Raw genomic sequence first — 12,573 nt, 5'->3', positions numbered from 1 at the left:
CGGCGGTCGACCGCCACGTCTTGCCTCCACGAGTCCAAGTCCACCACGTCGAACAGATGGTGTCCTTTCACCCTGGCGGGCCCGAGCTGGTTGCGTGCGAACCCTCAACCGCCCACCGCGGCCGGGTCCGAAGAAGGATCCGCCGGGACCAAGGCGAAGGTGTGGCCGGCGGGATCGCTGAGGAGGCGGGCGGAGCAGAACCCGTCCCCCGTGTGGATGCCGGAATCGATGCTGGTGCTGGTGCTGGTGCTGCCGGTGGCGAGCGGGCGGGCGCCCAGCGACACCGCCTCCCGCTCGGCCTCGTCGAGGTCGGCTGCGGCCACCTCGATCCGCAGGTGCGCCTGCTGCGAGTCCTCCGGCCGGGGCCAACTCGGCGGCGTGAAACCGGCGTCACGGCGGAACGCGATCTTGACACCGGCCACGCCCACCACGCCCACGTCGTCCGAGGTGGGACCGGGCCGGACCTCCGCGCCCAGCAGGTCGGCGTAGAACTGCGCCAGGGACTTGGGGTCGGCGCAGTCGAGGGCTATCACGGGAGTCTTCTGCACGGTCATGCCGCGCGTCTACCCGCTGTGCCCACTCGCACACGCAGGGGTTGAGTGGTTGTCACCGGGGTTGACCGCAGGCCCGGCCGCGGGCGGGTTCAGGGAAGGGCCGTCGGTTTGCGGGGTGGCGGGACGGCGCGGAGCAGCTCCCACAGGGGACGTGAGCCCGACGCCCAGGCTCCGAGGGCGTGGCGGTCGACCACGTGGAGGCGCTGTTGCTCGGCGAAGGCCACGGCTGGTGCAGTCACCCGGCCATTCGTCACGATGACCGCGATATCGGCGCCGTGGACCGGGCGGGCGGTGCCGTTGAGGACCTGGAGGTCCGGCGTACCCACGGCCGAGCCGGCCAGACCGTTCCGGCGGTGTTTGCACTGGACCACCCAGCGCCGCCCGTAAGGGTCGGTAGCCTTCACGTCGGCGCCCAAGTCCCCGCGGCCGCCCACGCGTACCGCGTCCTGGCAGCCGTCGCGGCGCATGAGGTCCCGCACCGCGTCCTCGAACCGGGAGTGGTGCAGGGCATCCAGCTGGGACAGGTCGTAGCGCAGGCCCTGCGCGCGGGCCGCTTCCCACCGCGCCTGCTGCTGCCTTTGGCGGAGCCGGGCGCCGCCGGCCAGTACCGCGAGCGTGCCGATGACGACCAGGACCCACCAGTGGGCCAGTAACCAATTGACGGCGGCCACGACCAAGGCGATGGCCAGGGCCGCGGCCACGAGGAGACCGACCAGCCCGTCCTCTGCGCGCCGCCGCCCGCCGGGCCTGCGGGTGCGCCGCCGCGCCGGCGGGCGCCGGCTCGTCGACGGTCGTCCCTTGCGCCGGCGGGGGCTCATCGGCTGGCCTGCGTGACGCCGCTCGCGAGCTGTCCCAGGACGTCCATGATTCCCTGGCCGACCGGCGTGGGTGCGAGCAGGACACCGAGCGCCAGGACGATGACGACGGTCATCCTCTCGTCGAAGCGGCTGCGGGCCTCCGTACGCCGCCGAAGGCGAAAGAAGACGATGACGACGAGCAGCACGGCCACGTTGATGGTCAGCAACCGTCCAGACCTCCCCCAGGACCGGCCATCACAGGTGGGCGGCAGGACGCAGCCCAGGCTCCCTGTGTAGCCGCGTCTCTGTGACGCGGGAGGCGGATTGCCGACGAATGGCACAAAACCACCGGACGTGGCCGAATCCCGCGCGGCCCTGGCTTCACCTCGTCGACACGCTCACGGGCCTGGTGTGACACGGCGAAGGTCAGCATCGAGCCAGTCCACTCCGCCCGCACCGCCGAACGACAGATCATCGTCGAGACCCTCTTCCGGCAGTAACCCCAACCGCTTCAAGATGGCAAAGCCGGAAGAGCGTGGGCGGGTACGCGAAGCGGGCCAGGGACGTCCGGGTCCGGGAGGTCTGGGCCGGGACGCGCGGTCGGCCTGCTCGCGGTCCTTGCCCCCGGGCGGCCGGGCTCCGCGCGGATCATCGCGGTGAGCGCCGCCACGAGACCGGCTCGGCCGCCGGCGCGCCGTGCGCCCCGGGTGTCGCGCGGCGGTACGGAACCGGGCCGATGGTGCTCGGCGCGCTCGCCCCCACTCCACTCACCCAGGTTCCGCTGCTGCCGGGGTCCGGTATCGCGTGCACGGGACGGGTGGGCACGCCGACGCCACAGACCAAACAAAAGCGTCAGGTATCGGCCACCGCTCAGTATCGGAGGCGCTGCATGACTGACGTGTCGAACTGGGCAGCTTTATCGGACTAATCATTTCAAAACAGGTGATGATGAATACTGAAATACTTGGGCGAGAGCACACGAATCGACTAGGGCGATTTCGAGCCAAAAGGTGCAATTTTTCTTTGCCGGCAGGTGAGGACCCGTGAAGGATCTCTCCCGTTCCCAACAGGGGGAATCAAGGGAGGGAATTTCATGAAGACTGCCGCCAGGTCCGTCGCTTTCGCCATGGCGGGCGCAGCCATTGCGACTGCAGGCCTCGCAGCGCCGGCCGCCGCCGACGCGTCCGCGACCGCCAGCGCCAGCGCCAGCGCCAGCGCCTTCGGAGCCACCGTCACCGTTCACCACCGCGGAGACGGCACCCAGCCGCCCGCAGAGCTGGGAAACCCCTCCGAATGGGGTGTGGTGACGTTCAAGATGGACGCTTCGACGGGCTCTTTCGGCCCGCAGTCGCAGGCGTGCCTCAGCCCGTCCAGCGGTGGCAACTGGTGTTACGGCTGGCAGGCCAGGGAGGTCAGCCCCGGGGTGGTCAATAAGTACTGCTACTCGAATTACTTCCACCAGACGAAGGGGCACTCGTCCACGGTGAAGCTCGCGGGCAATACGCGTCGCGCTTGGGCCGCAGCCCGCAACACCTCCAACGCGAACCTCACTGCGGGTCTCGCCTACACCTGCTCCACCTACTACAGCGTCGATTAGGCCCTGATCGCCGATCCGAGCAGTAACTCCTCGGAAGGTGCGGTAGGTTGGTGAGCCGCTCCGGGGCTGCTCAGTTGTCCGCGCAGCCCCGGAGCGGCGCCACCTCCACCTCGGACCTACCCACTGAACGGGGGAAGGGCAATCATGCACCTTGCGCGCGGTCGCGTTGCGCCGGTCACCGTGTCTCTCGGAGCGGGTTTACTACTCGGCCTGGTGGGCCCCATTGCCGGAAAATGGGACAATCCCGCCTGCGTCGCCGTGAGTATTGTTTTTTCCAGCGGGTGGCCATGGGCCTGCTATGCGTTGCTGGTGGGCTATTTCCGTCGATCCAAAATCGAGTCGGCATTGCTGGCATCTTTGGGTTTGGCCATCGGCGTGGTCACGTACTACGTCTTCAAGGACTTGAATCCCACCATTCCGGCCGGACTGGAATCCGCCACCTCCGTTCCGGATGGAATGGAATCCAACTCCTTCAACAAGGCGCAAATCCTCGTGTGGGGAATGGCGGCTTTCGTTTTCGGTGCGCCTGTGGGACTCATGGGGAACGTAGCGCGAACGCCCGGAATTGGCGGGCTTCCGTTCCGTCTGCTCGTTCCCTTGACCGCGTTCTTCGAGGCGACTCAACGACTGAGCGTAGAGGCGGACTCGCAGGGTCCGGTTTTCGCCGTGACCTGGAACGTCACTCGCGTCGCAGCATGCGTCGTCGCCGTGGCTCTCGTGGGACACACCGTGTGGAGCTGGCGCGTTCGGCGTAGCCGAGCGGACGGGCGAACGGAAGCCGCCGCGCCTGCACGGCGTCCCTGACGCCTCGTCCCGACACGACCCACGGCCGCGAGCATTCGGTGCTGATCCGTCTCACGCTGCTGCCGCGCGAGCGCGCTGATCGAGGAAGCCCTGCGCGTGGTCTCCCGGGCCGACGCGAACCCCTCCGCCGAACCGGACAAGCCCACAACGAGATCCCGGTCGACGCGTCCCACATCGACGGCCTGACGCAGCAACAGCAGAAGGACCTCATGCGATGCGGGCCGCACGGGGCGCGGGGCGCGGGGCACGCGCGAAGTCGTGCTCCGAGCCCTCGACGTCAGGGGGTGGTCGTGGTGGGGAGGGCCTGCCGGACGGCGCAGTACCAGTTGGCGGGGCCGGTGGGGCAGTTGGTGGCGTTGACGTCGCGGGAGGGCGCGTATTCCCATCCTGCGGCGCCGGCGAATCCGGGGTACCTGTTGGCGAGGCTGCGCAGGGTGTTCTGGAGGGTCGGCATGTCGACGAAGCCGGCGCAGTTGAGAGTGGAGTTGGTGATGGCGGCCGCCACGACCTTGGACGCGGGGAACTGGTTCTGGATGACGGCGTCGTAGTCGCTGGTGTCGGCGAGGCTGCCGTTGTCGCAGTAGAACTGGGCGTTGTACCAGTTGATCTTGGATCCGACGTTGGCCTCGAGGGTGCGGTAGTCGACGTCGGGAAGCCCGCTGCCGGGGGCTGCCGTGAGGTCGCCCGGAACCGGGGCCAGGGTGATCAGGAAGTTCGCCCCGAAGTCGGCGCGCAGCTGGTTGACGAGTCGTTCTGCCGTGGCCTCGGTGAAGGTCTCCTCGATGTCGAGGTCGATGCCGTCCAGCTCGTAGGTCCTGAGGGCGTCGCGGATCGGCGGGTAGTACATGTCGAAGTCGGCGTCGAGGCGCGTGTACGTGCCGGGTGCGGCGCCGCCGAGGAGGGCGGTGACCTTGACGCCCTTGGCCTGTAGGGCGGCGACGTCGCGCCACATCGGGGCGTACTTGGCCGCGGAGGGGGCGTCGTCGTTGAGGGTGAGGATCGGGAACTGCGCGGGGTCGTTGAGGTGGAAGGCGGCCACCTCCACCACGTCCGCGTACCCGGCCAGGGGCGCCGGGGAGACGTACGGGGTGCCGTCGCCCGTGGTGGTACCGGTCTGGTAGAACGCCACCACGTGACGGGGCGCGGTCGTGACCGGGGTGGTGGGCGGCGTGGTGCCCCGGGTGACGGTGTGCCCGGTACCGATGGTGTTGTCGTTGCCGTCGATCAGGTCCCGTCCAGCGATCTTGGTGTTGTCGCCCGTGTTGAGGATCACGACCGTGCCGGAGTCGTCCGGGTCGTCCGCGGCGAGGGCACGGGCAGAACCGGTACCAAGGAGCACGAGCGCCGCCAGTCCGGCAGCGGCTCGTCGTCCGATGTGCTTCATCGAGAGCAGGACCTTTCGTGGGGGTGCCCTGGGTGTCGGCGATTCTCCCGAGCCCTGCGCAGCGCGACCCGCCCCCACGCACGCGCTTCGTCAAACGTCCCCACACGACTCCCTGCACGGCCCAGTGCGCACGTCCCCGGCGTGCCCTGTCCGCGGCAGGGCGTCGTCGCGAACGATCGCCGCGCCGGGGCTCCGGGTCCGAGTGCGCGACCTCCGTGGTGGGTGTGGCCGTCGTCCCGGCTGGTCAGGTGGCAGGGGCGAACAACCCGCCCACCAGTTGTTCGCGGTGCAGGGCGGCACCGACGGTGTCGTCCACGAAGCACAGCATGACGCCCTTGCGGCCCGGGTGGTACGCGGCCAGGATGATCGCGCCGCGGCGGGTGTCCGGATCGTAGGCGTGGCCGGACTCGCGGAGCCGGGTGAGGGCGGCGCTGAAGGAGGGCACCTCCCAGTGCTTCGGCCACACCCGCTCCAGCAGGATGCGGTCGGTGCCGAAACCCGGTCCGACCACCCGCTTGCCGACGATCTCGTAGATGTGGGTGGAGCCGGTGGCGCGGCCGTTGTACTCGGTGAAGAGCACCTCCCCCTGAGGAGTGACCACGGCGTCCGCGCTGAGGATCCCCCGGTAGCCCACCGCCCGTAGCCCCGCCGAGATCCGGTGCCCGCCGTCCACCAGCGAGTCCAGCTGCCCGGCTGTCAGGTCCGGGGCCGGCATCACCTGGGCGTTGGGCAGCGGGCAGTACTGCATCTCGCCGTGCCCGCCGAGCCGGATGCCCGCGTCGGAGATCCAGAACTCGGCGAAGTAGGCGCGGCTGCCGGGGTGGTAGCGCTCGACGACCACTCGGTCGCGGCCGCCGGCGGTCAGCCAGTCCCAGCGCTCGGCGAGGTACGCGGAGACCGCCGGGCGGTCGGCGAGCCGGCGGATCTCCCGTGCGCCGCGCAGCTCCACGTCCCCGGTGCGACTGAGGATCTCGTTGCCGTCGCTGCCCGATCCGAAGTCCTGCTTGAGGATGACCGGGCTGCCGCCGTCCAGCAGGCGGACGATGTGCTCCTCCGCGCGCCGCGGATCGGCGCAGACCGCGCCGTCCGGCAGGGGGGCGCCCACGCCTGCGGCCAGGGCCCGGAAGACGGCCTTGCTGCTGCCGAGCAGTCCGCCGCTCTGGGTGAGGAACGCGTGTCCCTGGAGGGCTCCCGGGCAGCCCAGGGCGTCGGCGGCGGCCGCGACGGCCGCGTCGGGCCAGAGGGCGAAGACCTCGTCGACGGGCCGGCCGGCGGTCTTCTCGCGCAGCTCGGAGATGAGGGCGGGGTCGGTGAGCCGGTCCGCGGTGAGCGCGCCGGTGCCGGTGCGGCCGGGGGGCGGGACGACCACCTGGAGGGAGTCGCGCCGGGTGCCCGTCAGGGAGGTGACGTAGGAGAGGAACTCCTCCTCGGGCGGGACGGGCAGGACGAGGACGTCGCCGTCGCGGGCGAACCACAGCAGGCGCTGCACGGCCCAGCCGGTCCCGACGGGCTCCTCCAGCTCCTCGCTCCAGTCGTTTCCGATGAGAAGTCGCAGCATGCGGTGACACTCCTGTGGTCGCAGTGCAATTTCCGGCGGGCCGGCGAAGGACTCCTCGCCCGGCTGGACCGGCCAATTGTGAGAAGCGGCCGAATGGGGCGTCAATAGCGCACCCGCCTCCGAAGCCCCACGGGAGTCGGGCACGGAACGCGGCTTCGGTGTTCCGATGGCCGGATCGCCACCTTGTTCACCGCCGGGGCGGTTCCTACGATCGATGACCGTTCACCGACGGAATCTCATGTCCGCATATGAGGAGGGAGGTGAAGCATGGAGCGTGAAATCGTCTGGACCGAGATCGAGGAATCCGACGTCGCCGAGATCGTCTCGGACAGCAACGTGAAGGACATCGGCGTCGTTTCGGCCAGCAACGTCAAGGACTGAGCCGGCGCACCGACCAACGCGTGACCCGGGTCCTTCCCCGCCCGCCGGGGAGGGGTCCGGCCTGCCGGAGCGGACGTACGGAGGAACCAGTGTCAGGCGACGGTGAGTTGAAACTGATCGACCAGCCCCTGTTCGACCAGCCCCTCTTCCCGGCGGACTGCGTTCCGGCGAGGCCGTTGCGCATCGGCCTGGTGAACATGCCGTGGGCGCGCACCGACACCCCCTCCATCCAGTGCGGGCTGCTCCAGGCCGCACTCCGCTCCTTCGGGCACGACGCGCGGAGCGTCTACCCGAACCTGGAGCTGTCCGCCGAGCTGGGCGCGGACCTTTACGAGGTCATCACCGAAGCCCCTTCCGAACGGGTCCACCTGTTCGGCGAATGGCTCTTCGGGACGGCTGCCTTCGGGGTCACCGAGGACGTGGAGGATTACCGTCGGCGTTTTCCCGAGGTGGCCGAAATGTGCGCCGAGGCCGGCGCGGACTGGGACGCCGTGGCCGATCTGCGGTGCGTGCGCCTGCCCGCGTGGATCGACGAACTCGCCGCCCGAAGTATCTGGTCGGAACTCGACATCGTCGGATTCACGTCGACGTTCATCCAGAACGTCGCCGCCCTGGCGCTGGCGCGCCGCCTGAAGGAAGCCCGTCCCGATCTGATCGTCGTATTCGGCGGCGCGAACTACGACGGGGACATGGGCCCGGAGTACCTGAGGAATTTCGACTTCATCGACTACGTGGTCGTGGGGGAGGGCGACGTGACGCTCCCCCGGCTGGCGGCGGCCGTCGCCCGCGGCGCCGACCCGACCGGGATACCGGGCGTCTGCGGCCGCACCCCCGAAGGCCGGGTGACCACCCCCTCCCCCGGCACCCGCACCCGGGACATGGACCAGCTGCCGGTACCGGACTACGACGACTACTTCACCGCCCTGGAGGCCCTCGGCCGGGACCGGGTGATCGGCCGGAACACCCAGCGGCTGCTGGTGGAGTTCTCCCGGGGCTGCTGGTGGGGCGCGAAGCACCACTGCACGTTCTGCGGGCTCAACGCGCTGGGCATGCAGTACCGGGCCAAGTCTCCCGCGCGGGCGCTGTCCGAGCTGGAGGAGCTGATGCGCCGGCACCGGGTCCTGGCGGTCGACGCCGTCGACAACATCCTCGACATGGCCTACCTCGACACCTTCTGCGCCGGCCTGCGCGGGTCCGTCTGGGACACCGCCCTGTTCTTCGAGGTGAAGGCCAACCTGACCCGGGACCAGATACGCCTGCTGGCCGAGGCCGGGGTGTGGAAGATCCAGCCGGGCCTGGAGAGCCTGAGCACCCACGTCCTCGGGCTCATGCGCAAGGGCTCCTCGCGGCTCCTCAACATCCGTCTGCTCAAGTGGGCCCACTACTACGGCGTCCGCGTCGACTGGAACCTCCTCGCCGGCTTCCCCGGCGAGACGGACGAGGACTACACGGGCCAGGCCGCCCTCGTGCCCCTGCTGACCCATCTGGAGCCGCCCGCCGGCGTGGGGCGCATCTGGCTGGAGCGGTTCAGCCCGTACTTCACCGACCCTTCGTTCGGGATGGGCGAGATCGCCCCGAAGAGCGCCTACCGGTTGGCGTTCCCGGTCCCCGGGCTGGACCACAGCCGGATCGCGTACTTCTTCGACTACCGGGCACCGGACGTCGCCTCCCCGGACTCCGTCGCCGAGCTCGCCAAGGCCGTGGAGGCGTGGGGACGCGCATGGGCCTCGGCGGACCGGCCCACCCTCACCTACCGGCGCGGGCCGGACTGGCTCACGCTGTTCGACACCCGGGGCGGCCGGCGCCGCAAGGCCACCCTCACCGGTTGGCGGGCACAGGTGTACGAGCTGTGCGGCGACGCCCCGCGCAGCGCCGCCCGCATCCACCGGGAGCTGACCGAGCGGGGCGCAGGCGAACGCGGCGGAGGGCCGGTGGAGCGGGCGGAGGTCGAGGAGTTCCTCGGGTCCTGCGTCGCACACGGCATCTGCCTGGAGGAGGACGGCAAGTACCTCTCGCTCGGGCTGCCGCTCCGGCCCGGGCTGCCCGGGCGTCCGGGACGGCGTGCGGGCGGCGAGCGGTGACCGGGGCGCCGGTACCGTCGGCCGGTGTCCGGCCCCGGGAGCACCGACCGCCCGCTCGGCCGGTCAGCCCCGGAAGTCGACGGCCGACGTCGGAGCGAGGGCCGGGTGGCTGACGAAGTGGTGGAGAGCGGCTCGGCTGACGCGGCTGTCGGTGGCGCCGCGCTCGAACCAGGCCCAGTCGCCGTTGGCGTTGCATTCCAGGAAGACCGGGGCGCCGTCGGGGGTGAGCAGGAAGTCGAAGCCCGAAAAGGTGTAACCGGTGCACTGCAGGAGGGCGGTGACCTGCTGGGCGAGGGGGGCGGGCACCGCGGCGGGGGTCACCGAGACGGCCCCGGGGTCCGCCCAGACGTCCCTCGGGTCGCCCTTGCGGATCTCGTAGGCGAACAGGTCCGTGCCGACGTTGAAGACGCGGACCTCGTGCGTGTGGCGCACATGGCGCTGGAACAGCAGGGGGACGGGCTCCGGGCCGGGGACCCGGGTGGTCACGCGGCGCGGGAAGACGCCGGTGAACCGGGCCGGTTCGGATTGGACGAAGTGGTCGCCGGCCGCCTTGGCGATCAGGTCCGTCGGAAGGCAGCCGAGGGCGGCGGCGGCCTCGTCGGCGCTGCTGGCAAGGACCGTCTCGGGCACGCGTACGCCCAGTGCGGCGGCTTGGCGCACCTGGGCGAGGCGGCTGGCGCGGCGGGAAGCGGGCGGGTTGACGTGGGTGGTGGGCCACTCGCGTACGACTTCCAGCACGGCGGCCCACTGGTCCCGGACGTAGCGGTCGAGGAGGGGGGAGCCGTCGACGACGATGGCGTTGGGCAGGAAGTGCCTGATCCAGAGCAGGACCGGCCGGACGAGCAGGCCGTCGATGCGCATCGTGCCCGCGTCCGGATCGAGGACGAGGGAGCGGTTCACGCAGTCGTCGGCGTCGACCCGGTAGAGCGGGTAGCCCTGCAGGCCCAGTTCGAGGGAGAGCCGGTCGATCTCGGCGTCGTGGGCGGAGGTGAACACGACGAGGGCCGGTTCGGGAACGTGGGCGGGCAGGGTACGCAGCTGCGCGCGGAAGCGGCGCTGGTAGTCGACGCCGGTCTGCCGGAACGTGTCCTCGAAGCGTTCGCCCTGGAGGAGGAAGGGGTCCGTGTTCCGGGCCGCTGGCATGGAGGCTCTCCGTGGTGGGGGTGGTATCCGTCGTGGCGGGCTGCCCGGTGGCAGCCCGCCACGAACGGTCCGGCCCTCGGCCGGAGTGACCGGTGCTACCGGGCCCCTGTCGGGGCCCGAGGGGCGAGTCCCTTACTGGGACTCGCTCTTGTTGAGGCGCGCGCGGGACGCCTCGTACTGGCGCATGAAGTCCTCGAACTCCTTCTGCATGGTTTTCACTCCTCTCCGTGTGCGGCGGTGTGGTGTCCGGTCCGCGGGCAGGGGTCGACCCGTCCGCGGACTGGTCTGCGGGGTGGCGGCTCAGGGTCCGGGGGCCTGCTTGAGCCGCTCCTTCAGGCGCTCCGCGGCGTCGACGTCCGCGGCGATCAGGCAGTAGGGGACGACGCCCGGATTGTCCCGCCAGGAGTTCAGCAGCACGACGCCGGTGCGCGTGGCCGGGTCGTAGGCGATGCCCTCGCTGTCCAGGTGCTCGCGGGCCTCCGCGAAGGAAGGGACGCGCCAGGAGACGTACTCGGCCAGCAGGCGGTCGCGGGCGTAGTCCGGTCCGGCCAGCCGCTTGCCGAGGTGGTAGACGTGGGTCGAGCCGGTGACCAGTCCGTTGTACTCGGTGAAGAGGACGACGGGGTCGGTGCCGCGCGTGACGATGATGGCGTCGGCGCTCAGGACGCCGCGGTAGCCCATCGCCTGGAGCACCTCGCACAGCCTGCGCCCGCCGGCCGTCAGCGCGGCTTCCTGGTCGGGCGCCAGGTCCGGCGCGGGCAGGTAGGAGTGGTCGGCGACCGGTTCGGCCACCATCTCACCCTGACCGCCGAGCTCGATCTCCTCGTCGCCGATCCAGAACTCGGCGAAGACGCCCCGGCTGCCGGGATGGTACTCCTCCACGACCACCCGGTGGCGGCGGCCCTCGGTGAGCCAGTCCCAGCGCTCGTTGAGGTAGGTGCGCACCGCTTCCCTCGGGTCGTTCAGGACGACCGTGCGGCCGGCGCCGTTCACCCTGATGTCCTCGGTGAGGGTGAGGACTTCGTTGCCGTTGCCGGCCGCGAGGAACTCCTTCTTCAGGATCACCGGCCGGTCCGCCGACAGCAGCCGGGTGATCAGGCGGTGGGCGCTCTCCTGGTTGGCGCACACCCCGCCCTCGGGCAGGGGCAGGCCGGCGCCGGCGGCGAGCGTGCGGAAGACCGCCTTGCTGTCGGCGATCAGGGCGCCGCCCTGGTCGAGGAAGGCGTGGCCGGGCACGGCTTCCTCCGCCCCGACCTCCCTGGCGAGTTCGACCACCGCCTCGTTGGGGCAGAGGGCGAATACCTCGTCCACGGGGCGCCCGGCCAGGGCCTGCCTGGTTCGCTCCACCAGTTCGGGGTCGAGCAGCCATTCCCCGGGGCGCTCCCCGGCCGCCCGGACCACGAGGGTGAGGCTCGTGCGGTCGGTGCCGGTCAGTCCGGTGACGTAGGACAGGAACGCCTCGTCCGGGGGCTCGGGCAGCACCAGGACGTCGCCGTCGCGGACGAACCAGAGCAGGCGCTGGGCCCACCAGCCCATGGCGGGCTTGCCCCACGTTCCCACCAGGTCGTCACTCGGTCGGTTACCGATCAGGAGCCGGGGCATGTCCGTGTGTCCACCTCGTCGTCCGTGTGCGGGAAGGGGCAAGGGGTGACGCATGCGCAGGAGCCTGCGGCGCGCGCGACATGCAATGCATTGCAAGCGCACACAGGTCGAGACCCCTGCGTGCGCCGTCATCATGCCGTGAACGGCGGGAGGTACGAGCCGGCCCGCCTGGGCAAGGAAACCCGGGCGTCGGGGCCCCGGCGCGCGGAACGCCTGGGTCCCGGAGAGTCGGGGGAACCTGTGTCGGTGGGGGCAATTCCGTTGGAAATCAGCGCTGTCTGGATTTCAAGGACGCTCTCGGCGTCGTCCTGCCGGCCGGGGCCTCGCCGGTTCCGATGGAAGCACACCGGGCGCCACCCGGGCAGCCGATGTGACCCACGCCACATACACAAAGGTGGTCCGTGAATGGATCCAGACACTTCTCGCGCATGCCTCGTTGCCACCGTGAACAGATCTGGGGAATCCCGTTCCGCCGGTCGCGTGACTCACTGACCAGGAATATTCCTCCGACACGCGCGCACCCGCCCTCCGCGTGCCGGGCGGGGGACGCCCCTCCCGGGGGGAGACCGAAAAGCGGCCACCGCGGCGAAAGCCCCTTGCCGCTGATCGCCACCACGCCGACGCTGGAGAGCACGACAACCCGGTCCGGGCTGGTCGGAGCCGGTGGGGTTC

The 12,573-nt window shown here is 70.5% G+C and carries 11 protein-coding genes; 4 read left to right on the top strand and 7 right to left on the bottom strand.

What is annotated here, in order from left to right; genetic code table 11:
- Positions 1-104: 104 nt before the first annotated feature.
- The 3 genes from ACSHWO_RS37225 to ACSHWO_RS37215 form a co-directional block, all read right to left on the bottom strand.
- Complete coding sequence (locus ACSHWO_RS37225; protein WP_438319692.1) at positions 105-554, bottom strand: VOC family protein; 450 nt, start codon at positions 552-554, stop codon at positions 105-107.
- Positions 555-643: 89 nt separating this feature from the next.
- Entirely contained in the window at positions 644-1,372 is a 729-nt protein-coding gene (locus tag ACSHWO_RS37220; protein ID WP_438319691.1) for a restriction endonuclease, read from the bottom strand.
- On the bottom strand, positions 1,369-1,578 hold the full coding sequence (locus ACSHWO_RS37215) for a hypothetical protein (protein ID WP_385848661.1): 210 nt from the start codon (positions 1,576-1,578) through the stop codon (positions 1,369-1,371). Before ACSHWO_RS37215 ends, ACSHWO_RS37220 begins: the two co-directional genes overlap by 4 nt.
- Positions 1,579-2,444: 866 nt before the next feature.
- On the opposite strand from ACSHWO_RS37215, the gene ACSHWO_RS37210 reads away from it, so the two are divergent.
- Together ACSHWO_RS37210 and ACSHWO_RS37205 are read left to right on the top strand one after the other, a co-directional pair.
- Positions 2,445-2,948, top strand: coding sequence for a lactococcin 972 family bacteriocin (locus tag ACSHWO_RS37210; RefSeq protein ID WP_438319690.1), 504 nt, complete (start codon positions 2,445-2,447; stop codon positions 2,946-2,948).
- A 144-nt stretch (positions 2,949-3,092) separates the two neighbouring features.
- Positions 3,093-3,752 (top strand): hypothetical protein, encoded by a 660-nt coding sequence (locus ACSHWO_RS37205; RefSeq protein WP_438319689.1) that lies wholly within the window; start codon positions 3,093-3,095, stop codon positions 3,750-3,752.
- Between the two features lie 277 nt (positions 3,753-4,029).
- Here the strand turns inward: ACSHWO_RS37205 and ACSHWO_RS37200 are convergent, their stop codons facing one another.
- Positions 4,030-5,136 (bottom strand): glycosyl hydrolase family 18 protein, encoded by a 1,107-nt coding sequence (locus tag ACSHWO_RS37200; protein ID WP_438319688.1) that lies wholly within the window; start codon positions 5,134-5,136, stop codon positions 4,030-4,032.
- Positions 5,137-5,380: 244 nt separating this feature from the next.
- Positions 5,381-6,694: a peptide ligase PGM1-related protein gene (locus tag ACSHWO_RS37195; RefSeq protein ID WP_438319687.1), complete on the bottom strand. Its 1,314-nt coding sequence runs from the start codon at positions 6,692-6,694 to the stop codon at positions 5,381-5,383.
- 267 nt (positions 6,695-6,961) lie between these two features.
- On the opposite strand from ACSHWO_RS37195, the gene ACSHWO_RS37190 reads away from it, so the two are divergent.
- Together ACSHWO_RS37190 and ACSHWO_RS37185 are read left to right on the top strand one after the other, a co-directional pair.
- Positions 6,962-7,075, top strand: coding sequence for a pheganomycin family RiPP precursor (locus ACSHWO_RS37190; protein ID WP_361096263.1), 114 nt, complete (start codon positions 6,962-6,964; stop codon positions 7,073-7,075).
- 89 nt (positions 7,076-7,164) lie between these two features.
- Entirely contained in the window at positions 7,165-9,156 is a 1,992-nt protein-coding gene (locus ACSHWO_RS37185; protein ID WP_438319686.1) for a RiPP maturation radical SAM C-methyltransferase, read from the top strand.
- A 63-nt stretch (positions 9,157-9,219) separates the two neighbouring features.
- On the opposite strand, the gene ACSHWO_RS37180 is transcribed toward ACSHWO_RS37185, so the two are convergent.
- Positions 9,220-10,299, bottom strand: a complete 1,080-nt coding sequence (locus ACSHWO_RS37180; protein WP_438319685.1) for a hypothetical protein — start codon at positions 10,297-10,299, stop codon at positions 9,220-9,222.
- 300 nt (positions 10,300-10,599) lie between these two features.
- On the bottom strand, positions 10,600-11,901 hold the full coding sequence (locus ACSHWO_RS37175) for a peptide ligase PGM1-related protein (protein ID WP_438319684.1): 1,302 nt from the start codon (positions 11,899-11,901) through the stop codon (positions 10,600-10,602).
- Between the last annotated feature and the right edge of the window lie 672 nt (positions 11,902-12,573).

Source organism: Streptomyces pallidus (ex Mingjun et al. 2026) (assembly GCF_051550185.1).
GTDB lineage: Bacteria > Actinomycetota > Actinomycetes > Streptomycetales > Streptomycetaceae > Streptomyces.
Note: the sequence above shows the minus strand (reverse complement) of the source record. Positions and strands in the feature narration are given on the sequence as shown.

What these genes read in the sequence shown, in the direction of transcription:
- ACSHWO_RS37225 (WP_438319692.1), bottom strand. Translation starts at nt 554, where the DNA reads ATGACCGTGCAGAAGACTCCCGTGATAGCCCTCGACTGCGCCGACCCC.
- ACSHWO_RS37220 (WP_438319691.1), bottom strand. Translation starts at nt 1,372, where the DNA reads ATGAGCCCCCGCCGGCGCAAGGGACGACCGTCGACGAGCCGGCGCCCG.
- ACSHWO_RS37210 (WP_438319690.1), top strand. Translation starts at nt 2,445, where the DNA reads ATGAAGACTGCCGCCAGGTCCGTCGCTTTCGCCATGGCGGGCGCAGCC.
- ACSHWO_RS37205 (WP_438319689.1), top strand. Translation starts at nt 3,093, where the DNA reads ATGCACCTTGCGCGCGGTCGCGTTGCGCCGGTCACCGTGTCTCTCGGA.
- ACSHWO_RS37200 (WP_438319688.1), bottom strand. Translation starts at nt 5,136, where the DNA reads ATGAAGCACATCGGACGACGAGCCGCTGCCGGACTGGCGGCGCTCGTG.
- ACSHWO_RS37195 (WP_438319687.1), bottom strand. Translation starts at nt 6,694, where the DNA reads ATGCTGCGACTTCTCATCGGAAACGACTGGAGCGAGGAGCTGGAGGAG.
- ACSHWO_RS37190 (WP_361096263.1), top strand. Translation starts at nt 6,962, where the DNA reads ATGGAGCGTGAAATCGTCTGGACCGAGATCGAGGAATCCGACGTCGCC.
- ACSHWO_RS37180 (WP_438319685.1), bottom strand. Translation starts at nt 10,299, where the DNA reads ATGCCAGCGGCCCGGAACACGGACCCCTTCCTCCTCCAGGGCGAACGC.
- ACSHWO_RS37175 (WP_438319684.1), bottom strand. Translation starts at nt 11,901, where the DNA reads ATGCCCCGGCTCCTGATCGGTAACCGACCGAGTGACGACCTGGTGGGA.